The 25,294-nt window shown below is 62.9% G+C and carries 25 protein-coding genes and 1 tRNA gene; 8 read left to right on the top strand and 18 right to left on the bottom strand.

The genetic code is table 11. From position 1 onward, the window contains the following. Positions 1 to 22 precede the first annotated feature (22 nt). Positions 23 to 1,069 (top strand): UV damage endonuclease UvsE, encoded by a 1,047-nt coding sequence (locus F474_RS07030; protein WP_097088525.1) that lies wholly within the window; start codon positions 23 to 25, stop codon positions 1,067 to 1,069. Here F474_RS07030 and F474_RS07035 read toward each other — a convergent pair. Continuing rightward, complete coding sequence (locus tag F474_RS07035; protein ID WP_097088527.1) at positions 1,056 to 1,889, bottom strand: EamA family transporter; 834 nt, start codon at positions 1,887 to 1,889, stop codon at positions 1,056 to 1,058. The genes F474_RS07030 and F474_RS07035 overlap by 14 nt on opposite strands. 133 nt (positions 1,890 to 2,022) lie before the next feature. Between F474_RS07035 and rmuC the strand changes: the two genes are divergently transcribed. Beyond that, positions 2,023 to 3,558, top strand: coding sequence for a DNA recombination protein RmuC (rmuC, locus tag F474_RS07040; RefSeq protein WP_097088528.1), 1,536 nt, complete (start codon positions 2,023 to 2,025; stop codon positions 3,556 to 3,558). Positions 3,559 to 3,577: 19 nt separating this feature from the next. Here the strand turns inward: rmuC and F474_RS07045 are convergent, their stop codons facing one another. From F474_RS07045 to F474_RS07115, 15 genes are all read right to left on the bottom strand, one after another. After that, entirely contained in the window at positions 3,578 to 5,521 is a 1,944-nt protein-coding gene (locus F474_RS07045) for a response regulator (protein ID WP_097088529.1), read from the bottom strand. Further along, positions 5,511 to 6,362 carry a sensor histidine kinase KdpD gene (locus tag F474_RS07050; RefSeq protein WP_097088531.1) on the bottom strand — a complete coding sequence of 284 codons (852 nt, stop codon included), beginning with the start codon at positions 6,360 to 6,362 and terminating at the stop codon, positions 5,511 to 5,513. Before F474_RS07050 ends, F474_RS07045 begins: the two co-directional genes overlap by 11 nt. Continuing rightward, on the bottom strand, positions 6,355 to 7,371 hold the full coding sequence (locus tag F474_RS07055; protein WP_097088533.1) for an ATP-binding protein: 1,017 nt from the start codon (positions 7,369 to 7,371) through the stop codon (positions 6,355 to 6,357). Before F474_RS07055 ends, F474_RS07050 begins: the two co-directional genes overlap by 8 nt. Beyond that, entirely contained in the window at positions 7,362 to 7,766 is a 405-nt protein-coding gene (locus F474_RS07060) for an anti-sigma regulatory factor (RefSeq protein WP_097088536.1), read from the bottom strand. Before F474_RS07060 ends, F474_RS07055 begins: the two co-directional genes overlap by 10 nt. After that, positions 7,763 to 8,125 carry an STAS domain-containing protein gene (locus F474_RS07065; RefSeq protein ID WP_097088538.1) on the bottom strand — a complete coding sequence of 121 codons (363 nt, stop codon included), beginning with the start codon at positions 8,123 to 8,125 and terminating at the stop codon, positions 7,763 to 7,765. Before F474_RS07065 ends, F474_RS07060 begins: the two co-directional genes overlap by 4 nt. A gap of 3 nt (positions 8,126 to 8,128) precedes the next feature. Then, complete coding sequence (locus tag F474_RS07070) at positions 8,129 to 8,980, bottom strand: STAS domain-containing protein (protein ID WP_097088540.1); 852 nt, start codon at positions 8,978 to 8,980, stop codon at positions 8,129 to 8,131. Positions 8,981 to 9,199: 219 nt separating this feature from the next. Next, positions 9,200 to 10,381: a GGDEF domain-containing protein gene (locus tag F474_RS07075; RefSeq protein ID WP_097088542.1), complete on the bottom strand. Its 1,182-nt coding sequence runs from the start codon at positions 10,379 to 10,381 to the stop codon at positions 9,200 to 9,202. Between the two features lie 177 nt (positions 10,382 to 10,558). After that, positions 10,559 to 11,659, bottom strand: a complete 1,101-nt coding sequence (gene ychF / locus F474_RS07080; RefSeq protein ID WP_097088544.1) for a redox-regulated ATPase YchF — start codon at positions 11,657 to 11,659, stop codon at positions 10,559 to 10,561. Between the two features lie 21 nt (positions 11,660 to 11,680). Next, the gene (pth, locus tag F474_RS07085; protein WP_097088546.1) at positions 11,681 to 12,265 is read right to left on the bottom strand and encodes an aminoacyl-tRNA hydrolase; all 585 of its coding nucleotides are present in this window, start codon (positions 12,263 to 12,265) and stop codon (positions 11,681 to 11,683) included. A 68-nt stretch (positions 12,266 to 12,333) separates the two neighbouring features. After that, complete coding sequence (locus tag F474_RS07090) at positions 12,334 to 12,942, bottom strand: 50S ribosomal protein L25/general stress protein Ctc (protein WP_097088547.1); 609 nt, start codon at positions 12,940 to 12,942, stop codon at positions 12,334 to 12,336. Positions 12,943 to 13,080: 138 nt separating this feature from the next. Further along, positions 13,081 to 14,022, bottom strand: coding sequence for a ribose-phosphate pyrophosphokinase (locus F474_RS07095; RefSeq protein ID WP_097088549.1), 942 nt, complete (start codon positions 14,020 to 14,022; stop codon positions 13,081 to 13,083). A gap of 47 nt (positions 14,023 to 14,069) precedes the next feature. After that, positions 14,070 to 14,144 (bottom strand) — tRNA-Gln (locus F474_RS07100). Positions 14,145 to 14,177: 33 nt separating this feature from the next. Next, positions 14,178 to 15,029: a 4-(cytidine 5'-diphospho)-2-C-methyl-D-erythritol kinase gene (gene ispE, locus F474_RS07105; protein WP_097088551.1), complete on the bottom strand. Its 852-nt coding sequence runs from the start codon at positions 15,027 to 15,029 to the stop codon at positions 14,178 to 14,180. Position 15,030: 1 nt separating this feature from the next. Further along, positions 15,031 to 15,648, bottom strand: coding sequence for a lipoprotein insertase outer membrane protein LolB (lolB, locus tag F474_RS07110; protein ID WP_097088553.1), 618 nt, complete (start codon positions 15,646 to 15,648; stop codon positions 15,031 to 15,033). Between the two features lie 3 nt (positions 15,649 to 15,651). After that, the gene (locus F474_RS07115) at positions 15,652 to 17,382 is read right to left on the bottom strand and encodes a tetratricopeptide repeat protein (protein WP_097088555.1); all 1,731 of its coding nucleotides are present in this window, start codon (positions 17,380 to 17,382) and stop codon (positions 15,652 to 15,654) included. Positions 17,383 to 17,562: 180 nt separating this feature from the next. Between F474_RS07115 and hemA the strand changes: the two genes are divergently transcribed. From hemA to F474_RS07145, 6 genes are all read left to right on the top strand, one after another. After that, positions 17,563 to 18,840 (top strand): glutamyl-tRNA reductase, encoded by a 1,278-nt coding sequence (gene hemA / locus F474_RS07120; protein ID WP_097088557.1) that lies wholly within the window; start codon positions 17,563 to 17,565, stop codon positions 18,838 to 18,840. Then, entirely contained in the window at positions 18,837 to 19,919 is a 1,083-nt protein-coding gene (gene prfA / locus F474_RS07125; protein WP_097088559.1) for a peptide chain release factor 1, read from the top strand. The genes hemA and prfA overlap by 4 nt, the downstream gene beginning before the upstream one ends. After that, positions 19,920 to 20,750 carry a peptide chain release factor N(5)-glutamine methyltransferase gene (prmC, locus tag F474_RS07130; protein ID WP_097088561.1) on the top strand — a complete coding sequence of 277 codons (831 nt, stop codon included), beginning with the start codon at positions 19,920 to 19,922 and terminating at the stop codon, positions 20,748 to 20,750. Then, positions 20,744 to 21,499 (top strand): molybdopterin-synthase adenylyltransferase MoeB, encoded by a 756-nt coding sequence (locus tag F474_RS07135; protein ID WP_097088563.1) that lies wholly within the window; start codon positions 20,744 to 20,746, stop codon positions 21,497 to 21,499. The genes prmC and F474_RS07135 overlap by 7 nt, the downstream gene beginning before the upstream one ends. Further along, positions 21,492 to 22,289 carry a glutamate racemase gene (murI, locus tag F474_RS07140; RefSeq protein WP_097088564.1) on the top strand — a complete coding sequence of 266 codons (798 nt, stop codon included), beginning with the start codon at positions 21,492 to 21,494 and terminating at the stop codon, positions 22,287 to 22,289. Before F474_RS07135 ends, murI begins: the two co-directional genes overlap by 8 nt. 121 nt (positions 22,290 to 22,410) lie before the next feature. After that, the gene (locus F474_RS07145; protein ID WP_097088566.1) at positions 22,411 to 22,929 is read left to right on the top strand and encodes an acyloxyacyl hydrolase; all 519 of its coding nucleotides are present in this window, start codon (positions 22,411 to 22,413) and stop codon (positions 22,927 to 22,929) included. On the opposite strand, the gene phrB is transcribed toward F474_RS07145, so the two are convergent. Together phrB and F474_RS07155 are read right to left on the bottom strand one after the other, a co-directional pair. Further along, positions 22,930 to 24,363: a deoxyribodipyrimidine photo-lyase gene (gene phrB / locus F474_RS07150; RefSeq protein ID WP_097088569.1), complete on the bottom strand. Its 1,434-nt coding sequence runs from the start codon at positions 24,361 to 24,363 to the stop codon at positions 22,930 to 22,932. It abuts the gene before it with no gap. Positions 24,364 to 24,373: 10 nt separating this feature from the next. Next, a complete protein-coding gene (locus tag F474_RS07155) occupies positions 24,374 to 25,294 on the bottom strand; it encodes a MerR family transcriptional regulator (protein WP_097088571.1) in 921 nt (306 codons plus the stop codon).

Consider the following 25,294-nt stretch of genomic DNA (forward strand, 5'->3'; position numbering starts at 1 on the left):
GCTGAACGCGCACGGAGCCCGCATGACCTCTCTGACCCCTCCCGCCCACGGCCGGCTCGGTTTTGCCTGCCAGTATCGCCACCTCCAGGGCAGTGAAACGCCCAAGGCGGTGGAAGCCATCCAACGCCCCTTCAACCCGCGTACCACCACACTGCGCTGGTTGAACAGCGTCGAGCCCGCCGTGGCCGAAGCCAAGCTGCTGGAAATCATCGACCACAACCTCGCGGCCCAGCACAAGCTGCTGGCCTACGTGCAAAGCCTGCCACCGGCCCTGCACATGCTGCGCCTGAGCAGTGACCTGCTGCCGTTCTACAGCCACCCCCAATGGGCTGCCTTCTACCAGGCACCCAGCGTGCGAGCGGTGCTGGAGCCGGGTTTCGCGGCGCTGGGCGAGCTGGCGCGGGGGGCTGGCATTCGCCTGTCGTTCCATCCCGGCCAGTACTGTGTGCTCGGCTCAGACAACCCACAGGTGGTAGCCAACAGCCTGGCCGAGTTCGAATACCATGCCGACATGATTCGCTGGATGGGCTATGGCCAGCGCTTCCAAGACCTCAAATGCAACGTGCACATCGCCGGGCGCCGCGGTGCAGAAGGGGTGCGCGAGAGCTGGGCAATGCTTTCCACCGAAGCCCGCAATTGCATCACCTTCGAAAACGACGAGAAAACCTACGGCGTCGACGCCTGCCTGGCGCTTGCCGATATCGCCCCAGTCGTGCTGGACATCCACCACAGCTGGATTCACGAAGGCCAGCGCATAGCGCCGCGCAGCGAGCGGGTGGCGCGAATCATCGACAGCTGGCGGGGCGTGCGCCCGGTGCTGCATTACTCACAGCCGGTGGAGCGCTTGCAGGCACTGGGCTTTGACCTGGAAAACCCCTTGGAGATGGCGGCAGTGCTCGAAAAAGTCGGCAAAACCGAGCTCTACGCCCACAGCTTGGGCATGTGGAACGACGCGGTGAATCGCTATGCACTGCAATTCTTCGACCGCTTCGATGTGATGTTCGAGGCAAAGGACAAGAACGTCGCGGTGCTGGAGTTCTACAGGCGTTATCTGGCTAACCCAGTTTGATCAGGCCGATACCCAGCGCGACCATTAGGGCCGCCAGGATCCGCCGCGTGCCGAAGGGTTCTTTGAACAGCCAGCGGGCGATCAGCGCTGCCAGGATCACGCTGCATTCGCGCAGGGCCGCCGCTTGCGCAACGCTGCCGATGGCCATCGCCACCAGCACGAGGGTATAGGCCCCGGTGTAGGTCACGCCGCCGAATACCGACAGCCGCCACTGGCTGCGCCAGTGCGCAGCGATACGGCGTGGGCCACGCTGGGCCAAGGCCCAGGCGGGCGTCAGCAGGCTCAACGCCAGGGTGAAATAAACCATATAACCCACCGCATCGCTCTGGCGTACGCCAGATGCGTCGATGACCGTGTACAGCCCCACGCAACACCCCGCACCCAATGCCGCCAGGGTCGCGGGCCAATGCCCCCGGCCTTGCATCAGGCTGAGAATACCGGTGCTGATCAGTACTACGCCCACGAGCGCCAGCGAGCTGAGCTTCTCGCCCAGAAAGAGGCAGGCCAGTAGCGCCACCAGCAGCGGCGGCAGGCCCCGCACCAGCGGATACACCTGGCCGAAGTCGCCCATTCGGTAGGCGCGCAGCAGGCCTGCGCGGTAGGCCAGGTTAGCCACCACTGAGCAGGCGATCAGCCCCCATACGGTTAGCGGCGGCGGGGTGAACCAGGGCAGGGCTAGCAGTGCAAGGATGAACGCGACGATGTCCACCGACGCCATGGTCAGCAGCCGGTCGGGGCTGGCCTTGACCACGGCGTTCCAGCTGGCGTGCATCAGGGCCGAAATCAGCACCAGGGTGGTGGCAAGGTCCGAAGGGGGCATGAGGCAGTGTCCGTGAACGAGAAGGCTGGCAGCATGCACCGGCCTGCGTGCCGCGAGCCAATCGCTTTGCCTGCCAGGCCCCATCAGTGCCGCTGATGCCTTATGATGGCCGCTTTGCGCGGGAGACCTTGCGATGCTCTATATCGCTACGTTTGACTGGGCCGTGGCCGGCCTGGGCGCGCTGAGCGCGGCGCTGGGCGCAGGGCTGTTCTGGCAGGTTCTGCGCCGGCGTGACACACAGGCACTACTGGACGCCCGCGACCTGCAGCTGGAGCAGCAGCGCGATGCCAACCTTGCGCAAACCCTTGAGCTGGGAGAGCTCAACGCCGCGCTGCGTGCCAGCCGCCAGCAAGCCGGCGACCTCACGCAGTTGCGCGAAGACGCTCGCCAGGCGCAGGTGCAGGCCACCCAGGCTCACGGCCGCGCCAGCGCCGCCGAAGCTCAGATGGGGCAGTTGCTGGAGCAGCACCACGAGCTCAAGGGTATCCAGGCGCGCCTGCAAGCAGCCTACGAAGGGCTGCAGGCCCAACATGCGGAGCTGGCCCGCGAGCATGCGACCCTGAGCAACACCCTGGCGCACAAGCAGCAGCACTTCGATGAACAGCAGCAACTGCTCAAGGACAGCCGCGACCAGCTGAAGCTGGAGTTCGAGCAGCTGGCCGGGCAGATCTTCGAAGCCAAGGGCCAGGCCTTCTCGCAGCACAGCCAGCAGTCGCTCGACGCGCTGCTCAAACCCTTTCGCGAGCAGATCGAAGGCTTTCGTGCCAAGGTCGAAGACATTCACCACAAGGATGTTCAGCAGCAAGCCGCCCTTGCGCAGGAGCTGTTGCACCTCAAGGAGCTCAACCGCCAGATCACGCAAGAGGCCCATGACCTGACCACCGCCCTCAAAGGCCAGAAAAAAGCCCAGGGCAACTGGGGCGAGCTGATTCTTGAGAACGTGCTGGAGCGTTCCGGGCTGGTGCTGGGCCGCGACTTCAAGCGCGAGGTGAGCCTGCAAGGCGAGCACGGCCGGCAGCGGCCCGATGCAATCGTCTACCTGCCCCAGGGCAAGCACCTGATCATCGACGCCAAGGTCTCGCTCAATGCCTATGTGCGCTACATCAATGCCGAAGATGAAACCGAGCGCCGGCTTGCCTTGAGCGAGCACGTCAGCGCCGTGGCTGCGCGCATCAAGGAACTCAGTGATCGCCATTACTTCCAGCTGCCCGGCTTGAATGCGCCGGAAATGGTGTTCATGTTCGTGCCCATCGAGTCGGCCTTCGTCGAAGCGCTCAAGGCCGACGAGACCCTTTTCCAGAAAGCCATCGAGCAGAACGTGCTGGTGGCCACGCCCACCACCTTGCTCACCAGCCTGAACATCGTGCGCCAACTGTGGCGCTTCGAAGACCAGAACAAGCACAGTGCCGAGCTGGCTGAGCGCGCCGGGCGGGTCTATGACAAGCTACGGACCTTCCTCGGCAGCATGGACACCGTCGGCGCAAGCCTGGAAAAAGCCCAGGACGCCTATCGCCGGGCTTGTGATCAACTGGTCAGTGGCCGCGGCAACCTGGTCAAGCAGGTCAGCGATTTTCAGCAGTTGGGTGTAGCGGTCAAGGCTGAGCTTAGTGGGGAGTGGGCCGAGCGCGCCGACCTTGAGTTGGAACGGTTGGCCGGGGAGCGGCCCTGACCGCCCCCCGTCGTCGGGCCTAAACGGCCGGCTCGCCTACGCCGTCGATCCGGCTGCGCACCCGCCGCAGCAGCTCGTCGATAGGGAAAGGCTTGAAGAGCACGTCGCTGCCGTCGTCGGCAAATTGCTGGCGGCTCATGCGGTTTTCCGCGTAGCCGGTCATGAACATCACTTTGGGCGCGGCCTGCAGCGCTTTGGCTTGGCGGGCCAGGTCCATCCCGCTCTGGCCGGGCAGGCCGATATCGGTCAGCAGCAGGTCCACCGGCGGGCCCTGGCTCAGGGCCAGTAACGCCTCGCTCGCATTGGCTACGGCGCTGCAGCGGTAGCCGCCCTCGCTCAGGGCGTCGACGATGCTCTGGCGTACCGCATCGGTGTCTTCGACCACCAGGATATGTTCACCCATGCCTACGGGCTCTGCCGATGACGGCAGGCTGGCCTGGGTTAGCACAAGCTCACTGGCGGGCAATTGCAGGGTCACCTCGGTGCCCAGGCCTGGGGCGCTGCGGATGTTCACCGTACCCCCTGACTGCCGAGTGAAACCGTACAGCATCGACAGCCCCAAGCCGGTTCCCTGGCCAGCCGGTTTGGTGGTGAAGAAGGGGTCGAACACCTTGCTCAGCAGTGCCGGGTCGATCCCGGTGCCGTCGTCTTTGACGGCTATGTTCACGTAGGCGCCATCCCCCAGGGCCGGGTCGCCCTGAGACCAGGACGGATAGGTGCGGATCAGGATGTGGCCGCCCTCAGGCATTGCATCCCGGGCGTTGAGCACGAGGTTGAGCACCGCGTTATCCAGCTGGGCGGCATCGGCGACGGTGGCGAGCGGCCCGTGGGCCAGGTCCATCACCAAGGTGATGTTTTCGCCGATGCTGCGTACCAGCATTTGTTCCAGCGCGCGTAGCTGCTGGTTGACGTCGATGCAGCAGGTATCCAGCGGTTGCTGCCGCGCGAAGGCCAGCAGCCTGCGAGTCATGGAGGCTGCGCTGGTGGCCGAGTGCAGCGCGGCGTCGGCATAGACGGCCAACTTGTCGCTGCGCCCCTGGGCCAACTGCCGTTTGATGAGCTCGACGCTGGTGATGATGCCGCTGAGCATGTTATTGAAGTCGTGGGCGATGCCGCCTGTCAGCCGCCCCAGGGCGTCCATCTTCTGCGATTGCAGCAGTTGGGCTTGTGCCTGCGTACGCTCGGCCACTTCAAGTGCCAGTTGGTTGTTGGCGCTGTCGAGCTGAGCCAGGTGAGCGCGCTCGCGGTGCCGGTGTTCGGTGATGTCTTCAATGAACAGCAGGCTCAGGTTCGGCGCTCGGTAGGGTGAAACCTGCCAGAGTGTCTCACGCGCCTGGCCATTGGCTTTCAGTATCAGCGAACCCTGCCAGCGCTCGCCGTGCTCAAGGTGCTGGCGTAGCGCTTTGACGCCGGGCGTCTGATCGCCTGCAAGGCTCGCCAGCAGCCCACCCGGCACCAACTCGGCGAAGGCGTGGTTGCATTCCTGGACATTCAGCTCGCTGTCGATCACGGCGATCGGCGCGCGCACCGCGGTGAAGATCTCGCGAAAGCGCGCTTCGCTTTCGCGCAGGGCGCGCTCGGCATCGCGCACGCGCAGCAGCGAGCGCAGGGTGGCCAGCAGTACGTCGGGGTCTACGGGATGCACCAGGTAGGCATCGGCGCCGGCTTCGAGCCCGGTGATGATGTCGCCCTTCATGATCGAGGCTGCCGACACGTGCACCACCGGTAGCAGGGCGGTGGCTGGCGCTGCGCGCAGCTGGCGAACCACGTCGAAGCCGCTCATGTCTGGCAGGTTTACATCCAGTATCACCGCGTCCGGGGCCATCGACGCCACCATGGCTAGGCCATCGGTGCCGGTGCCCGCTTCGAACACCGTGAAACCCTGGGCGGTCAGCCGGCGGTTCAAGGCATAGCGAGTGGCCTCGTTGTCATCCACCACGAGCAAGCGGGCGTCACGCCTCATCGGCAGGTTCCTGGGTAATGGCCAGTGGAATAATCACGTAGAAGGTCGAGCCTTGGTTAGGCTCGCTGTGCATTCCGACTTCGCCGCCCAGCAGCGCCGCGAAGCGTTTGCACAACGACAAGCCCAAGCCGGTGCCTCGCAGGCGCTTTTGCAGGGGGGAGTCTACCTGGGTGAAATCCTCGAACAAGGTGCCGTGTAGCTGAGCAGCAATGCCAATGCCTGTGTCACTCACCGAAAAGCGTATTCGCTGGTCGCTTTCAAGGCTGGCCGACACACGCACCTCGCCTTGCATGGTGAATTTCAGCGCGTTGGAGATGAAGTTGCGCAAAATCTGCGCAAGCTTCTTGTCATCGGTGTACAGCCGCGGCAAATGTTTAGGTTCTTCGAAAATCAGGTCGACGGCGCTGGAGGTGAGAATCGGCCGGAACATCCCGCGCAGGGCGGCGAACAGGTCAAGCATGTCGAACCAGGCCGGCGAGATCGAGATGCGCCCGGCATCGAGCTTGGCAAGGTCCAGCAGGTCGTCGACCATGTCGCTGAGCTCGCGGGTTGCATTGCTGACGAAGCTGACCTGGCGATGTTGTTCCGGGCTGAGCGGGCCGTCCAGCTCATCGGAGAGCAGGCTGGTGATGCTCAGGATCGAGCCCAGCGGGGTGCGGAACTCATGGCTCATGTACGACAGGAAACGGCTTTTCAAGTCAGAGGCCTGGCGCAGTTGCTCGGCCTGTGCATCGAGCTCGGCGTAAAGGGCAAGCACGCCTTGATTGGTTTCTTCGAGCTCGGCGCGCAGGGCGTCGTTTTCCTCTTGCAGGCGGTTGAGGGCGGCGTGGGTGTCAGTCATGGTGCGTGTCCAGTTCGATAACCAGTACCGTGGCATCGTCCCGTGCCCGGCAGAAATCCCGGTGCAACACCGTGGCGATGATGGCGGGGTGGCGGGCAGCCAAGCCTGGGTAATCCTCAAGCCGCCACCTTGTCTGTAGCCCATCGGAGTGCATCACCAGCAGTTGGCGGGGCTCGATGTGATGGTCGTACTGCACAGCGGTGCGGTATTGCTCTCCGACGATGCCCGGCAACGAGGCCAGACCACGGGTACGCTCACCACCCTGAAGGCTGGCGCTGATGTTGCCGATACCGACGAAGCCGAGGTGTCCGCTGCGCCGATCGAAACGTGCCAGGGCTACTGCGCCCCCACGAGTGCCGCGCATGGCTTGGTGGATCTCCGGCAGCAACTGCTGCGGAGCGCCGAAGGGTGCGTCGGTGAAGGCCTGCGCGCCGCTTCGGGCTGCGTGTTCGGCCTCTTCGCCATGGCCCAGGCCGTCGATCACCAGTGCACTGAGGAACTCGTCGTTTTGAGCAAGGCGCCAGGTGTCGCCGCAGGCTGGGTCGTTGTGCAAGGCGTGGTGGCTGACGCCGAAGCGGACGTCAGGGGCGTTGTCGGCGCGGGGATACACCCGTGCCAGCAACACCGCGCCACGGGCGTCGGCGTACAGGTCGAACACCTGGGCCTGGCGGCTGATCGTGCCCAGGCCGAACCCCTGCGTACCGCCGGTGGAGTAGCCATCGGTAAGGCAGGCGTGCGGGTCGAAACCCTGTGCTCGGTCGACGCTCAGCACTTCGATGCCTGCACCGTGGGCGCGGGGCAGGGCGCGCAGGTGCAACTCACCCTGGCCGGCATGCTTGAGCAGGTTGGTGGCCAGCTCCGTGACCACCAGCGCTACACGCCCGCTGTCGGTGTCGTCCATGCCGACCTGCCGCGCAAGGCTTTGCGCGGTTCGCCGGGCGTGGCCGACCTGGCTGTCGTCCTGCAGCGGCAATACTTCCGTGAGGCGTCGAAGGTTGCTCATATCCATCGCGTGATCGATACCCTCGTGCCGTGCCCTGGTGTGGTGTCGAGCTCGAAGTCGTCCACCAGCCTGCGGGCGCCGGTCAGGCCCAGGCCCATGCCTTTTCCGGAGGTCCAGCCGTCGGTCATGGCCAGCTTGATGTCAGGGATGCCCGGGCCTTCGTCACGGAACACAAGGCGTACTCCGGTGCGGTCGGACTCTTCGAGCACCTGCCAATCCATGTCGCCACCGCCGCCATAGACCACGGTATTGCGCGCCAGCTCGCTGACGGCCGTGACCAGTTTGGTCAGGTCCACCAGGCGCATGCCACATTCGCTGGCAAGCTTTCGCGCCAGTTGGCGGGCGAGTACCACGTCCTGCTCGATTCTTACCGGCAGGGTACCGCTGCGCTCGCCGCTCATGCCTGGCCTACTTGCTCGCGCAGGCGCTGCATGCCGCGATCGACGTTCAGGGCGGTGCTTACGCCCGGCAGTTCCAGGCCCAGCTCCACCAGGGTGATGGCCACCGCCGGCTGCATGCCTGTCAACACCGTGCGCGCATCCATCAGGCGTGACAGCCCGGCGATGGTCGCGATCATGCGGCCGATGAAGGAGTCGACCATGTCCAGGGCCGAGATGTCGATCAGCACGCCTCTGGCTGAGGTGGCGTAGATGCGCTGGGACAGGTCATCCTGCAGGCGCAGGGCGATCTGGTCGTCCATGTCGACCTGGATGGTCACCAGCAGAAAGTCGCCCATCTGTAGAATCGGAATACGCTCCATCGCTTACACCGCCTTGCTGACGCTGACACCCAGCCGCGCCAGCGCCAGTTTCAGGGCGTCGGCCAGGCTGGCCTTGGTGACCAGCTCGCCCAAATCCAGTCCCAAGTGCACGATAGTCTGGGCGATCTGCGGGCGCACGCCACTGACGATGCAATCGGCACCCATCAGGCGGATCGCGGTGACCGTCTTGAGCAGATGCTGCGCTACCAGGGTATCGACCGTCGGCACGCCGGTGATATCGATGATGGCTATCTCCGAGCCAGTGTCGACAATCGCTTGCAGCAGCGACTCCATCACCGTTTGGCTGCGCTGGGAATCCAGGGTGCCAATCATCGGCAGCGCCAGGACGCCGTCCCACAACTTCACCACCGGCGTCGATAACTCCAGCAGCTCTTCCTGCTGGCGCTTGATCACCGACTCACGGGACTTCTGGAACGTCCGAATGGTGTGCATGGCCAGCGCGTCGAGCAGCTCGGAAATCTCCCAGAGCTGTTCGGCCAGCAGTTCGGGCTGTTCGCGGTAGGCCGCTTGCAGGCGTGCAAAGAGCACCCCCTTGAGGCTGAAGATGAAATGGGCGGTCTGGTGCGAATCCTGGCCCAGTTGCGCCCGGCTCGCCGATAGCCTTTCGAGAAAGCGACGGATATCGTCCCAGCCACTGTCGCCAATGTGCGCGCTACCTTGTTTGGCCAGCGTTGCAAGCAGCAGATCGAGAAATTCGCCGACCTGCTGGCGCAGGTCGTGCTCTCGCACGTTCCGCGTGGCGCCGGCAGTCTCCAGGCGAGAAATCCATTGGTCGATGGTGCTGGCCTGGTTTGCCGACAACGCCTCGAGGGTGCTCAGTTGCAGTGCTGCCATAAGGTTTCACGCTCCGATGCGCAGCCCGCTCCCCTGAATGGGCTGCTGTGAATGCAAAGACATTTTGAGGGGAGAATAGTTGTGTTGGATAGGCAGCGATTTCAATAAGCCAGTATGAGGTGGAAAACCCTTACAGGCCAGGTAATTCGGGCTTCATCGCCCTAGGCGAGTGGGTCCGTTGAGCGCTCGAGTAGTCGTGTGCTGCTTGGGAAAGTTCGATCAGCCGGCGCTTCTCTGGCTTGCCTGCGGTGTTGTCGTCCAGTCCTTGAGCCGCAGGCTGTTTCGCCCATTGCGCTTGGACTCATATAACGCCGCATCCCCTTGCTCGATAAGCGCTGCTAGGCTCGCTGGTGGCTGATCGAAGAAAGTGGCGCCTACGCTGAGCGTGACCGCGTCGGGCGTGGGGAATCGCTGTTGCGCGGCTTGGTGAAAACGCCCCCGCAGGGCGCTGCCGAGCTCGACGATTCGGTCAACGGAGGCATGCTTGAGCAAGATCACGAATTCATCCCCTCCCAGCCGTGCAGCCACCGCACCCTGAGGCAGGTGGGTGCGGATGATCTCGCTCAGCGCTACCAGTAATTGATCACCAGCGTTGTGGCCGTGCAGGTCGTTGACCTGCTTGAAGTGGTCGATGTCGATCAGCAGCAGTGCACCCGGGGCATCATGGGACGCACTGGCGAGCATGTGGGGGGCACGCACTTCAAGTGCGCGGCGGTTGTAGAGCGAGGTCAGGGGGTCGCGCGCGGCGAGCCGGGCGATCCGCTTCTCCCGCCGATGGCGTTCACTGCCGATCATCGACAAGGCAATCAGCATGATCGCCACGACGCCTTCGATCAGCGATACCTGAATGATCTGCCCCTTGAACGCCGCCAGGTCGATCAGCGCGCCCGACATCACCGCAGACAGCGCCTTGGCCAGGTAGAAAATCCCGTGGCCGAGCATGACGAAGCGTAACTGCACCGCCCCCACGCTCAGCGAAACCCCGTGCGGGCGCAGCAGGCTACTGGCACGCAAGCTCAGCAGCGCGACCAGCGCCGAATTGCTCGCCAGCATCACGGCAGACCACAGCGGGCCGGCCGGCAGCCACAGCAGCCCTGCCCACAGCGGCACGATCAGCCACCAGCCCCGCCCCAGCCGCGTTTGCGTGAAGCGCCCCACACCCAGCAGAAACAGGCCGTGGGCTGCGATCAACAAACCATTGGCGAACCAGATGCCGACCAGCAGCAAACCGCTGCTGCGCAGCAGCGCAAGGGTGGAACCTATGGCAATGGTCGAAAAGCCGCCACACCAGTACAGCAGTGACGGCTCGCGCACGTTGCGCCATTCCACGGCCAGGTACAGGGCGGCCGCTGCGGCAAGTGCCACGGTCATGCAGAGGAGGGTAATGGGGTCGAGCGTCATGGGCCGACGAGCCTTCGAACAGGGCACGGAACTGCGGCGATTGTAAGGTGTCGCGGTACGTTTGGCAGAGCGGTTTGTGCAAACTGTGAGCTACCGCCGGTCACTTGGTAGGGCCGCCGGTGCTAGAGGTGCAACGGCGCCAGGATGAGGCCTGGGGAAGGCCTCATCGGGAGGGGCTCAGACGTTGAAACGGAAATGCATCACGTCGCCATCCTTGACGATGTATTCCTTGCCTTCCAACCGCCACTTGCCGGCTTCCTTGGCGCCGTTCTCGCCCTTGTACTGGATGAAGTCGTCGTAGGCGACTACTTCGGCGCGGATGAAGCCTTTCTCGAAGTCGGTGTGGATCACCGCTGCGGCCTGAGGCGCCGTAGCACCGACGCGTACGGTCCAGGCGCGCACTTCCTTTACGCCTGCGGTGAAATAGGTCTGCAGGTTCAACAGGGAATAACCGGCGCGGATCACGCGGTTCAAGCCGGGCTCTTCAAGGCCCAGTTCCTGGAGGAACATGTCTTTCTCTTCACCGTCGTCGAGCTCGGCAATTTCGGCCTCGATCTTGTTGCACACCGGCACCACCAGCGCGCCTTCCTCGGCGGCGATGGCCTTGACCACGTCCAGGTGCGGGTTGTTTTCGAAGCCGTCCTCAGCGACGTTGGCGATGTACATCACCGGCTTGCTGGTGAGCAGGTGGAAACCGCGGATCAGTGCCTTTTCCTCGGGGCTCATGGTCTTCATCAGGCTGCGCGCAGGCTTGCCTTCGGTGAAGTGAGGGATGAGCTTTTCCAGGATTGCCTTTTGTGCAAGTGCGTCTTTGTCACCACCCTTGGCGTTGCGTGCGACCTTCTGCAGTTGCTTTTCGCAGCTGTCGAGGTCGGCGAAGATAAGCTCGAGGTCGATGATCTCGATATCGCGCTTGGGGTCGACGCTGTTGGAGACGTGAATCACGTTCTCGTCTTCGAAGCAGCGCACTACGTGGGCGATGGCATCGGTTTCACGGATGTTGGCCAGGAACTTGTTGCCCAGGCCTTCGCCTTTGGATGCGCCGGCCACCAGGCCTGCGATGTCCACGAATTCCATGGTAGTGGGGATCACCCGCTCGGGCTTGACGATGGCAGCCAGCGCATCGAGGCGCGCATCGGGCATCGGTACGATGCCGCTGTTGGGCTCGATGGTGCAGAACGGGAAGTTCTCCGCTGCGATGCCGGATTTGGTCAGCGCGTTGAACAGGGTGGATTTGCCCACGTTGGGCAGGCCGACGATGCCGCAGTTGAAACCCATGGTGCTTCCCTCTTCGAAGAGTCAGGCCTTCTGGCTGTGCAAGTCTCGCATCGCTTTCGGCCAATCGCCGGCGAGGATGGTCGGCAGCACGCCGAGGGCGAAATCGATACTGGCGTCGAGTTTGTCCTGTTCTTCACGCGGGGCGCGGCCCAGAACGAACCCGGATACCTTGCTGGCATCACCGGGGTGGCCGATACCCAGCCGCAGGCGGTGAAAACCGTTGTTGTTGCCGAGCGAGGCGATAATGTCGCGCAGCCCGTTATGGCCACCGTGGCCGCCGCCTTGCTTGAGCTTAGCGACGCCCGGGGGCATGTCGAGTTCGTCGTGGGCCACCAGGATGGCGTCTACCGGAATACGGAAGAAGTTCGCCAGCGCACCGACCGACTGGCCGCTGCGATTCATGTAGGTGGTAGGGATCAGCAAACGAACGTCTTGGCCCTTGTGGGAGAAACGCCCCACGAGGCCGGAATACTTACGATCGGCCGCCAGGTTCACGTTCTGGTCACGGGCGATGCGCTCAACGAAAAGAGCCCCTGCGTTATGCCGGGTCTGTTCGTATTCGGGGCCGGGGTTTCCCAGGCCAACGATCAACTGGATGGCGGTCACGTCAGGGGCTCTTCCTTTTTGCACGCGTTCAGGCCACCCGCAGGTGGCCCTTGGCGCAAGCGGCTCGATTACTCGGCAGCTTCTTCGCCAGCTTCACCGTCTTCAGCCTGCACGCGAGGAGCGTGAACGTTGGCGACGGCCAGGTCGTTGCCGTGGGCCAGGGCCACGAACTCAACGCCTTTTGGCGCCTTGACATCGGACAGGTGAACGATGGTGCCGATTTCGGCATTGGCCATGTCGACTTCGATGAACTCGGGCAGGTCTTTCGGCAGGCAGGACACTTCCAGCTCGGTCTCGGTGTGCGAGATCTCGCCGCCTTTCTTGACAGCAGCTTCCTGGTTCATGAAGTGAACCGGGACCTTGGCGGTCAGTTTCTGGCCAGCAACGACGCGGACGAAGTCAGCGTGCATCGGGAAGCCCTTGATCGGGTGGCGTTGCAGCGCCTTGATCAGGACGTTCTGCTTGGTGCCGCCGACGTTCAGCTCGATCACGTGAGCGTAGGTAGCTTCGTTTTCCAGCAGTTTGCTGAAGTCTTTGGCGACCAGGGTGATCGACTCAGGGGCTTGATTGCCACCGTAAACCACGGCAGGAATCAGGCCGGCGTTACGACGCAGGCGGCGGCTCGCACCTTTCCCCGAGTCGGAACGCGCTTCGGCATTCAGGATGAAATCAGTCATTTCGTATCTCCAAATTGGCCTTTCGCGCACTTGCGTTTGCGACCAGCGCAAGGGCTTTCAAGGCAAAAAAGCCCCGCCCGGCAATTACTGCTCGGGCGGGGCGCTTTTCGTCAGCGTGATGCCGAGAGGGCAGGGCCCTCAGCGGAACATCGCGCTGATCGATTCTTCGTTGCTGATGCGGCGAACCGCTTCAGCGACCACCGGTGCGATGTCCAGTTGGCGGACACGTGCACAGGCTTGTGCTGCGGCAGACAGCGGGATGGTGTTGGTCACCACCAGCTCGTCGAGCATGGAATTTTCGATGTTCTCGATGGCGCGGCCCGACAGCACCGGGTGGGTGCAGTAGGCATACACCTTGGCCGCGCCGTGCTCTTTCAACGCCTTGGCGGCGTGGCAGAGAGTGCCGGCGGTATCGACCATGTCATCGACAAGGATGCAGGTACGGCCTTCCACGTCACCGATGATGTGCATCACCTCGGAGTGGTTGGCTTTCTCGCGGCGCTTGTCGATGATACCCAGATCGACGCCCAGCGACTTGGCCACGGCGCGTGCACGCACGACGCCACCGATGTCGGGGGAGACGATCATGAGGTTTTCGAAACGTTGATCTTCGATGTCATCGACCAGCACGGGCGAGCCGTAGATGTTGTCGACGGGGATATCGAAGAAGCCCTGGATCTGATCGGCATGCAGGTCGACAGTGAGCACCCGGTCGATACCGACCACGGTGAGCATGTCGGCCACGACCTTGGCGCTGATCGCCACGCGCGCTGAGCGAGGGCGGCGGTCTTGCCGGGCATAACCGAAATAGGGGATCACGGCGGTGATTCGCGATGCCGAGGAACGGCGGAAGGCATCGGCCATCACTACCAGTTCCATCAGGTTATCGTTGGTCGGCGCACAGGTGGGCTGGATGATGAAGACGTCTTTACCGCGAACGTTTTCATTGATCTCAGCACTGATTTCACCGTCGGAGAACTTGCCGACCGAGACATCACCCAGGGGAATATGAAGCTGACGTACAACACGCCGAGCCAGATCGGGGTTGGAATTCCCCGTAAAGACCATCATCTTGGACACGCGCAGTACCTGCCGGCTGAGGGTATACCTGGATGAGTATAGGAAAATGGCAGGGGCGGCTGGATTCGAACCAACGCATGGCAGGATCAAAACCTGCTGCCTTACCGCTTGGCGACGCCCCTGTGGCGGATCATCGAGTGCTTGGCACTCGGTTCTTAGAACAGACTCTGCAACTTGCGATGCAACATTGAAGTGTTGCTTCCCTTCGCTACAAACCCTGTAAGGGTCTCTGTCAGAAGGCCCGAAACTTTATCAGCTTCGGCCTTGTTTGGGAAGGCCCCAAACACACAACTTCCAGTGCCGGTGAGTCTAGCGCATGTGAATTTGTTTAGCAAATTCAGTGCGTTACGTACTTCTGGGTAACGCTGCTCTACCACCGGTTGGCAGTCATTTCGACTGTTTCCCTTGGGAACGGGGCGCACTTTAATGGGCTTCGAGTTACGTGTCAACAGTGGATCTGAAAAAATTTCTGCTGTACTTACAGAGACTTGCGGAACGAGTACCAGATACCACGGTTCTTCGGGTTCTACCGGGGTGAGAATCTCCCCCACACCCTCGGCGAAGGCCGCTTTGCCGCGCACGAAAACCGGAACATCGGCGCCCAGTTTCAGGCCAAGCGCTGCCAGCCGATCCTCTCCTAGCCGCGTACCCCAGAGATAATCCAGGCCCAGCAGCGTTGTGGCCGCATTCGAGCTGCCACCGCCTATACCGCCCCCCATGGGCAGGACCTTGCGCAGCCAGATGTCGGCCCCAAGGCACGTACCGCTGGCCTCTTGCAGGGCGCGCGCGGCGCGAACGATCAGGTTGCTGTCATGGGGCACGCCGGCCAGGTCGCTGTGCAGGCGAATCTGCCCGTCTTCTCGAACGGCGAAATCCAGCTCGTCACCGTGGTCGAGAAACTGGAAGAGTGTTTGCAGCTCGTGGTAGCCGTCAGGGCGGCGGCCGAGAATGTGCAGCATCAGGTTGAGCTTGGCCGGGGAGGGCAGGGTCAGGCGTTCGGTGGGCATTTCAACGGCCCAGCTGGCGAGGCTGCCAGTCCTTGATAACCAGGGTCACGTCCAGGTCCTGGCCTTGCAGTTTGATGCGCTCCGGCAACTGATAGGGGCCTTGATCGCCATAGCGGGTGTAGTCCAGGCGCCAGCCGTCCTGCTCCAGGTGCGCCAGGTGGCTATCGCCATCGAGCGTGATCGAGGCCTTGCTGCCGGGTGCCGGCAACCCTCGCACCCAGTACCCCAGGTTGGAGACCGGCAGGTTCCAGCCCAATTGGTCACGCAAAAGCTGCTCGGGGCTGTCGGCATCGAAGCGGCCCTGGTTGGCCACCTCAAGGCTGGCCTTGCCCGGATGGCCGGTCAGCCGCGCTGCGCCGCGGCCAAGCGGGCCGGAAAGGCGGATGTCGTAGTAATCCTGGCGCTGCAACCAGTACAGCGTGCCGCTGCCGGAGTCCTGCGGCGCGCGAATACCGATCTTGCCGTTGATTTCCCAGCCGTTGACCGAGGCGACCTGCGACTTGTGCGCGGCCCACTGCTCGGGGGAGCCGCTGCCCTGCACCGCCTCCTGTTGGCCGAGGCCGGCGCAACCGGCGACTAAGGAAAGACAAAAAAGAGCGAGGCAGTGGCGCAATTGCATGGGTCAGAGGGTCTCGGAGCCGGTCAGGCGCTGCAAAGTACTGCGCAGGACGGGGCTGTCAGGTTGATCTTTAAGGCCTTGTGCCCACACTTCGCGGGCTTCTTTCTGTTTGCCCCGGGCCCAGAGCACTTCGCCCAGGTGCGCGGCCACTTCGTGGTTGGGGAACTGGCTGAACGCCTGGCGCAGATAATTTTCGGCCTGCTCCAGGTTGCCCAGGCGGAAGTTGACCCACCCCAGGCTGTCGAGAATTGCCGGGTCTTCCGGCGTCAGGCTATGGGCTTTCTCGATCAGCGCCTTGGCTTCGGCATAGCGTTGCGTGCGGTCCGACAACGTGTAGCCCAGTGCATTGAGTGCCATGGCGTTGTCCGGGTCGTGCGCAATGATTGCGCGCAGGTCTTTTTCCAGCTGAGCCAGGTCGCCGCGTTTTTCCGCGAGCATCGCGCGGGTGTAAAGCAGGCTGGCATCGTTGGGGTGCTGGCTGAGCGCTTTGTTCAGCACGCCCATGGCCAGAGAGTCTTTGTCGTTGTCGGCAAGTGCCTCGGCCTCGACCAGCCACAGTTGCACGGCGTAGTCAGGTGCGGCAAGGCGATTGTCGGCCAAGCGCCGGGAAGCATCGGCAGCGCGCCCATTGGCAATGAGGATATCGGCCAGGCGCAATTGTGCAGGCAGGTAATCCGGCCCCGGCGTGACCAGCGAGTACTGGTTGACGGCGCGCTCCAGGTTGCCCCGCTCCTCGGCCAGCCGGCCCAGGTTCAGGTGGGCGGAATCCACATGAGCCTGGCGCTCGACTAGGTCGTTGAGCAGGCTTTCGGCCTGGTCCCAATCCTTTTCCTCCAGGCAGATCAGTGCCAGGGAATAGCGCAGGTCGTCGTCATCGGGGTATTGCTGCAGCAGTTGGTCGAACTGCACCTTCGCATCGGCGATGCGGTTTTGTTCGACCAGGGTGCGTGCGTAGGTCAAGCGCAGCCGCTTGTCGTCCGGGCTTTTGCGAATGTATTTCTCAAGCAGTTGAACCGCCTGCTTGCCTTGGTCGGTTGCCTGCAACAGGCGCGCCTCCAGGAGCACGGGTGCTACTTCGCCATCTTTAGGCGGGTTGTCTTCGAGAAGCTTCAGGGCGCCGGCGGTGTCGCCGTCCTGTTGCAACAGCAGTGCCTTGCCGAAGATCAGCTGGCCGTTGCTGGGGTATTTCGCCAGCAGCCGGTCGAAGCTCTGCTTGAGGCCTTCGCGGGTAGGCTTGTCTGTTTCGGCGGCACTCAGGGCGAGGAAATCGAAATGGGTTTCGCCGCGGCCCTGCAGCACCTTCTCCATATACGCCATCGACTGGTCGTAGCGGCCGGTACGCGCCAGCTGAATGGCAGCAGCACGCTGAGCGTCGGTGCTTTGCGGCGCTACGCTGGCCCACAGCAGGGCCATCTCGGTGGCCGGCTGGTCGGCACCCAGGTATTCGGCGATTCGGTAAGCCCGCTCTGCCACGCCTGCGTCGCGGGTTTTGCGTGCCTGGTCGACGTAATTGGCCAGGGCAATATCGAAGCGGTTGCGCTGCCCTGCCAGTTCTGCCGCCAGCAGGCTGTAAACGGTGCCTGGCGGGAAGCTTGCGTATTTCTCGGGCTTGGCCGGGGTACTCGCCGGGGCTTCTTCGTCGGCTTGCGGGCCGTTGGGCTGGCCGATGGGCGGCAAGGCTTGGCAACCGCTGAGCACGGCAAGAGCAAGAAGCAACGCGGGGGATCTATTCATATAAGGGCATTCAAACGATTGACCTGCGATTGAAGGGCATGATGACACAAGCGGCTGTACAAAACCCAGCGACAGCCCCAAGGGCCGAGCCGTCTATTGGGACAATAGAGCGCAGTGGTTGTTCTGTGCTCTGCGAAGTAGGACAATTGCCGGCTTGTTCGTCCTCATCAGCGACATTGAATGGCCTTCCTCGCCCTGGGTATCAACCACAAGACTGCGTCGGTGGACGTGCGTGAGCGCGTTGCGTTCACACCCGAGCAATTGGTCGATGCCTTGCAGCAGCTTTGCCGGCACACCGAGAGCCGTGAAGCCGCGATCCTTTCTACCTGCAACCGCAGCGAGCTTTACCTGGAACAGGAAAGCCCCGCGGCGGAGGCGGTATTGCGCTGGCTGGCTGATTATCACCAATTGAGCGTTGAGGAACTGAAAGCCAGTGCCTACGTTCACCAGGATGACGACGCGGTGCGCCACATGATGCGGGTGGCCTCCGGGCTCGATTCGCTGGTGCTGGGCGAGCCGCAGATTCTTGGCCAGATGAAGTCCGCCTACGCCGTGGCGCGTGAAGCAGGCACCGTGGGCCCGCTGCTGGGGCGGCTGTTCCAGGCCACGTTCAATGCCGCCAAGCAGGTACGCACCGATACTGCGATCGGCGAAAACCCGGTGTCTGTAGCGTTCGCGGCGGTGAGCCTGGCACGGCAGATCTTCAGCGACCTGCAACGCAGCCAGGCGCTGCTGATCGGTGCCGGCGAAACCATCACGCTGGTCGCCCGCCACCTGCATGAGCAAGGGGTCAAGCGTATCGTGGTTGCCAACCGCACGCTGGAGCGGGCGAGCCTGCTGGCCGAAGAGTTCGGTGCCCGTGCGGTGCTGCTGTCGGATATCCCGCAGGAGTTGGCCGGCAGTGACATCGTGATCAGCTCCACCGCCAGCCAACTGCCGATCCTGGGCAAGGGCGCGGTGGAAAGCGCCCTGAAGCTGCGCAAGCACAAGCCGATCTTCATGGTCGACATCGCGGTGCCGCGCGACATCGAGCCTGAAGTGGGCGAGCTGGAAGACGTCTACCTGTATTCGGTCGATGACCTGCACGAAGTGGTTGCCGAGAACCTCAAGAGCCGGCAGGGCGCTGCGCAGGCGGCCGAGGATATGGTGGCAGCCGGCGTTGGCGAATTCATGGGCCGGCTGCGTGGGCTGGCGGCGGTCGATGTGCTGCGCGCCTATCGGCAACAGGCCGAGCGGCTGCGCGACGACGAGTTGCAAAAGGCCCAGCGTGCTCTGGCCAATGGTGCCAGCGCCGAACAGGCACTGGCACTGCTGGCGCGTGGCCTTACCAACAAGCTGCTGCACGCGCCGAGCGTGCAACTGAAGAAGTTTTCCGCCGAGGGCCGCGTCGAAGCGCTGGCCACGGCCCAGGAATTGTTCGCCCTCAACGAGGGCTCACCGGATAACCCCCCGCAATGAAAGCGTCGCTGCTCAACAAGCTGGACACCCTCCAGGACCGCTATGAGGAACTCACCGCGCTCCTGGGTGACGCCGAGATCATCTCCGATCAGGCCAGGTTCCGCGCCTATTCCCGCGAGTATGCGGAGGTCGAGCCGGTGGTGCAGGCCTTTGCCGGCTGGCGCAAGGCCCAGGCCGACCTCGAGGGCGCCCAGGCGCTGCTCAAGGACAGCGACCCGGACCTGCGCGAAATGGCCGTGCTGGAAGTGGCCGAAGCCAAGGAGGCCATCGCTGCACTTGAAGGTGCCTTGCAGCGCATGCTTTTACCCAAGGACCCCAACGACAGCCGCAACGTGTTCCTCGAGATTCGAGCTGGCACCGGCGGCGACGAAGCGGCGATCTTCTCCGGCGACCTGTTCCGCATGTACTCGCGCTATGCCGAACGCCAGGGCTGGCGCGTGGAAGTGATGTCGGAAAACGAAGGCGAGCATGGCGGCTATAAAGAGGTGATCGCCCGGGTCGAGGGCGACAACGTGTACGCCAAGCTCAAGTTCGAGTCTGGCGCGCATCGGGTGCAGCGTGTGCCTGAAACCGAATCCCAGGGCCGTATCCACACCTCCGCCTGCACCGTGGCCGTGTTGCCTGAGCCCGACGAGCAGGCCGCCATCCAGATCAACCCGGCCGACCTGCGTGTGGACACCTACCGCGCCTCTGGGGCGGGCGGCCAGCACGTGAACAAGACCGACTCGGCCATCCGCATCACCCACTTGCCCACCGGCATCGTGGTGGAGTGCCAGGAAGAGCGTTCGCAGCACAAGAACCGGGCGCGTGCGATGTCTTGGCTGCAGGCACGGCTCGACGACATGCAGACCAGCGCCCAGCAGACCGCGATTGCCAGCGAGCGCAAGCTGTTGGTGGGTTCGGGCGACCGCTCCGAGCGAATCCGAACCTACAATTTCCCGCAGGGCCGGGTCACCGACCATCGCGTGAACCTGACTCTCTATGCGCTGGACGAAGTGCTCGCCGGTGGCGTCGAGGCCGTGATCGAACCCCTGCTGGCCGAATACCAGGCCGATCAACTGGCCGCCCTGGGTGATTGAATGACCATCATTGCCAGCCTGCTGCGCGAAGCGCAGATCCCACAATCGCCTACTGCCCGCCTGGATGCCGAGCTGCTGCTCGCCGCGGCCCTGGGCAAGTCCCGCAGTTACCTGCGCACCTGGCCTGAGCGCATCGTCGCCAACGACCAGGCCCAGGCGTTCGCCGGGTACCTGGCGCGCCGCAACCAGGGCGAGCCGGTGGCTTATATTCTCGGCCAGCAGGGCTTTTGGTCGCTGGACCTGGAAGTTGCGCCGCACACCCTGATACCCCGGCCTGACACCGAGCTGCTGGTAGAAACCGCGTTGGAATGCTTGCCGGCCGCCAGCGTACGCGCACTGGACCTGGGCACCGGCACTGGGGCCATCGCGTTGGCCATGGCGCGCGAACGTGCCGGTTGGCAGGTCACCGCCGTTGACCGCGTCGAGCAAGCGGTTGCACTCGCCGAGCGCAACCGCCAGCGCCTGGGCCTGGCGAACGTACGAGTGCTAAGTAGCCATTGGTTCTCGAACCTTGCCGGTGAGCGCTTCGAGTTGATCGTCAGCAACCCGCCGTACATCGCCGAGAAAGACCCTCACCTGGTGGCCGGCGATGTGCGTTTCGAGCCTGCCAGCGCGCTGGTTTCAGGCGCCGATGGGCTTGACGATATTCGTCACATCATCGCCCATGCTTCCGGGCATCTGGCCGAACGCGGCTGGCTGTTGCTCGAGCATGGCTACGATCAGGCCCCGCGTGTGCGCGAGCTGCTGGCCGAGCATGGCTTCGAGCAGGTCGAAAGCCGCCGAGACCTGGGCGGTCACGAGCGCATCAGCCTGGGCCGGCTGGCATGCTGAGCGACGAAGAACTCCTTCGCTATAGCCGGCAGGTGCTGTTGCCGCAGATCGACGTTGCCGGGCAACTGCGCCTGAAACAGTCGCGCGTGCTGATCGTCGGCCTCGGTGGGCTGGGCTCGCCGGTGGCTTTGTACCTGGCAGCAGCAGGTGTGGGCCAGTTGCATCTGGCTGATTTCGACACGGTGGACGTCACCAACCTGCAGCGCCAGGTGTTGCATGGTAGTGCCGAGGTCGGCCTGCCCAAGGTCGATTCGGCGCTGGCCCGGCTGGGCGCGTTGAACCCAGGTATCGAGCTGGTGCCCCATCGCCAGGCGCTGGATGAAACCCGCCTGGCCGAAGTGATCGGCCGTGTCGACTTGGTCTTGGACTGCAGCGACAATTTTGCGACTCGCGAGGCCGTCAATGCGGCGTGCGTTTCAGCTCGCGTGCCGCTGGTCAGCGGTGCGGCGATCCGCCTGGAAGGCCAGTTGTCGGTGTTCGACCCGCGACAGGCGAGCAGCCCGTGTTACCACTGCCTGTATGGCCACGGCAGTGAAGAAGACCTGACCTGCAGCCAGGCGGGCGTCGCCGGGCCGCTGGTAGGGCTGGTGGGCAGCTTGCAGGCGTTGGAGGCGCTCAAGCTATTGGCCGGTTTCGGCGAGCCGCTGGTAGGCCGGCTGTTGTTGATCGATGGCCTCGGCACGCGTTTCCGCGAGCTGCGGGTCAAGCGCGACCCAGATTGCCCGGTGTGCGGAGGCACTAATGCCTGAAGTGGACGCACCGATAGGGGTGTTCGACTCAGGCGTCGGCGGCTTGTCGGTGCTCCACGAGCTGCGTGCGCTGTTGCCTGGGGAAAACTGGCTGTATGTGGCCGATGGCGGGCACTGCCCCTACGGCGAAAAAAGCCCCGACTACATCCGCCAGCGCATGGCTCGGGTGGCCGAGTTTCTGCGGGCACAGGGCGCCAAGGCACTGGTGATTGCTTGCAATACCGCAACTGTTGCGGCCTGCGCAGATGTACGCACCCGCTACCCAGGGTGGCCTGTGGTAGCCATGGAGCCGGCAGTCAAGCCAGCGGCCAAGGCGACGCGCAATGGCAGGGTAGGGGTGCTGGCGACGACCGGTACCTTGCAGAGCGCGCGGTTTGCGGCCTTACTTGACCAATTCGCCAGCGATGTGAAGGTTTTTACCCAACCCTGCCCCGGGCTGGTCGAGTTGATAGAAACCGGCGACCTGCACAGCCCGGCTTTGTGCGGCCTTCTCCTGGGTTACCTGGCGCCTTTGCTGGAAGCGGGGTGCGACACCTTGATCCTGGGGTGCACGCATTATCCTTTTCTCAGGCCGCTGCTCGCCACGCTACTGCCACCGGAGGTTGTACTGATCGACACCGGCGCGGCCGTGGCCCGGCAGGCGCAACGCCTGTTGAGCCGGCATGGGCTGTTGAACGATAGCCTGGAAGGTAGCGTGCGCTATTGGACCAGCGCCGATCCTCAGAGGCTTGCGGCCGTGCTTCCTGGGTTGGGTTGCACTGAGAGCAGCGTTGGTCTATTGCCAGTGTAAAAAAGATGTGAAAAGGTCGTCGGGCATGGGTGAACTAATGATGCAGGGCGAGCTTCTATAATTGCGTTCGGGCCTTGGGCCTTGTGCGTGCAAAAAAGAACACCACACAGGAAGTACGTCGATGAAACGCTTGATGGGGTTGGCCGCCACGGCGGCGCTGTTGCTAGGTTGCAGCGTGGGCGCATACGCTGATGGCGTCACCTTTTCGGCCGGTGAAACGGGTGAATCAACCCAAGTGTATCGCCTGGGTTACCAGATCGACTGGGACAAGAGCTGGTTGCAAAGCGGCGCAGGCCGCCTCACGGGTTACTGGGATGCCGGCTACACCTATTGGGACGGTGACAAGCACTCCAGCGCGCACAGTGTGTCTTTCGCACCTGTTTTCCGCTACGAATTTGGCAATGCCTCGATCAAGCCCTTCGTTGAAGCGGGCATCGGCGTATCGTTGTTTTCCCAAACTCAGATCGAAGACAACAAACTGGGCTCGTCCTTCAATTTCGAAGACCGCCTGGGCCTGGGGGTGCAACTGCCGGGTGGTCATGAGCTCAGCGTTCGCGCGATCCATTATTCCAACGGCGGGCTGAAGGAGCCTAACGATGGTATCGAGGCCTACTCACTCAATTACAAGTTGCCGCTCTGATCACAGATTGCGAAAGGCACTCAGCGCCCGCTCGCGACTGCTTTTGAGATCGACAATTGGCTTGGGATAGTCCACCTGCGCGAACAACCCTCCGTTGGCTCGTGCAGGCTCATGGACGCTTTTGGCGCAGAGCGGTTCTAGCTGCGGCAACCACTGCTTGAGAAACACGCCTTGAGGATCAAAACGCTGTGATTGGCTCAGCGGGTTGAAAAGCCTGAAGTAGGGCACCGAATCGGTGCCGGTCGATGCGCTCCATTGCCAACCACCATTGTTGGCTGCCAAGTCGCCATCAATCAGGTGGCGCATGAAGAAACGCTCACCCTCACGCCAATTGATCAACAGGTTCTTGGTCAGGAACATGGCTGTGACCATGCGCAGGCGGTTGTGCATCCAGCCGGTTTCGACCAATTGCTTCATCGCGGCATCTACCAAAGGTATGCCGGTACGCCCCTCTTGCCAGGCAGCGAGGTCGTCGGGCGAATGGCGCCATGGCAGCGCTTCGGTTTCTGGCCGGAATGCCTTGTGCATTGAAACGCGCGGGAACCCCTCGAGAATATGCCGGTAGAACTCTCGCCAGATCAGTTCGCCCACCCATGTGGTCACACCACTGCTGCCTGAATACAGCTCGCCCTGGTTGTGCCGCAACGCGGCGTGCAAACACTGGCGTATCGAAATGACCCCGGCATTCAGGTAGGGCGAGAGTGTGCTGGTACCGGGCCGTGCGGGTAAGTCGCGCTGGGTGTCGTACTCGTCTATGTCGGCATCGATGAAGTGATCCAGGCGTTTGCGGGCTTCGGTTTCCCCAGCTGGCCAGTGCGCACGTAATGCCTCTGAAGGCGAGGTGAAGCCCTTGAGCGTGGTTGGAACTTGACTGCTTGCTATGTGCAGGGGCGCCTGCTTGGCTGGGCGGCGGTGCACGCTGGGTAAATTATGCTCAAGCCGCGAGAGGCACTGCTTTCGAAACTGGCTGAATACTTTGAAGTACCCCCCTGAATGCGTCAGGATCGCGCCCGGTTCGAAGAGCGTGCCATCAAGCCAGCTGTGCCATTGAACGCCGTCGCCCTTCAAGGCTTCGGCTGTAGCGGCATCCCGGCGGCCTTCATTGACGCCGTATTCGCGATTGCAGTGTACGCCCTGGATATCGTGGGCATGGCAGACGCGCTGGATCAGCGCCGGCACTGTGTCCCAGGTGTCTGCGTGTTCGATCAACAACGGAATGTTGAGGTCTGCCAACTGCTTTGAAAGCTCGCGCACATTGCGCAGCCAGAAATCCACTTTGTTGGCGGAGTCGTCGTGGCTCAACCATTGCTGGGGGCTCAGGACAAACAGGGCTACGGTAGGCCCGGCTGAACATGCCTGAGCCAAGGCAGTATTGTCATGGGTGCGCAGGTCTGTGCGCAACCAGGCAAGTTGCCGCTGTGCAGTCGCTTTCATGGCTGACCCCTCAAAGTACGTTAGCCATCTGTAATTGCTGGCAGGCGTCCAGTGGGGTACTGGCCAATGGCAAGCTCGAAAGTGTCGGGTGCATGGCCAACTCGCTGCGATGGATCTCCACGCAAGGCCCGGCCAACAACACAAGCCCAGCATCCATCACCTGAGTAGCAAGGCGCTCTAGATGCAGAGGGCGGCTGGAGTAAAGCACTGTGGTGCGTGCGCCCAGCAACGCGGCGGCCGACGCCAGCTCCCCAGGAGGGAGCGACACGTCGAATACCTCCACTGGGCAGTCAGCGCTACTGATCAGCCAGGCGGTTATCCACAGCGCGGGCTCCATTGGTAAATCGGATTGATTGATCAGCAGCACAGGCTTGCCGCTCAACTGCCGATTGTTGTGATAAATACGCGCGCCTAGTTTGCTGCGCAGCCAGCTGAGAAAAAACGCGCGTTGTGCCGCAGCGCCAGGCTGCCCTTGCCAGCGCAGGTCTAGCTCGCGAAGCAGAGGCATGAGCAACTGCTGGCACAGGGTGCTGGGTGGGTAAAGTGCCATCGCTTGATTGAGCTTGTCGTCTAGCTTGCGCTCTGCCAGTTCTGCAACGGCCTCAAGCAACTGTTGGCACAGCGGCTGCCATTCGTTCTCGGAACGCTGCCGCAACCGCTGGGCCGGTGACTCCAGTAACACCTTGACCTGGCTGACCGGAACACCGCGATTCAACCACGTCAGAACCGACTCGATCCTCGCCAGATGCTCGGCCGAATACAGCCGATGGCCTTTGGGCGTTCGATGGGGGACAACCAAGCCATAACGTCGCTCCCAGGCGCGGAGCGTGACTGGGTTGACCCCGGTTCTACGGGATACTTCACGTATGGGCAGCCAGCCTTCGGCCAGTGCCTGGTTGTAGTCATTATCGGGCGCGGGTGCGGGGCTCAT

The sequence above is a fragment of the Pseudomonas sp. URIL14HWK12:I12 genome (assembly GCF_003097135.1).
GTDB lineage: Bacteria > Pseudomonadota > Gammaproteobacteria > Pseudomonadales > Pseudomonadaceae > Aquipseudomonas.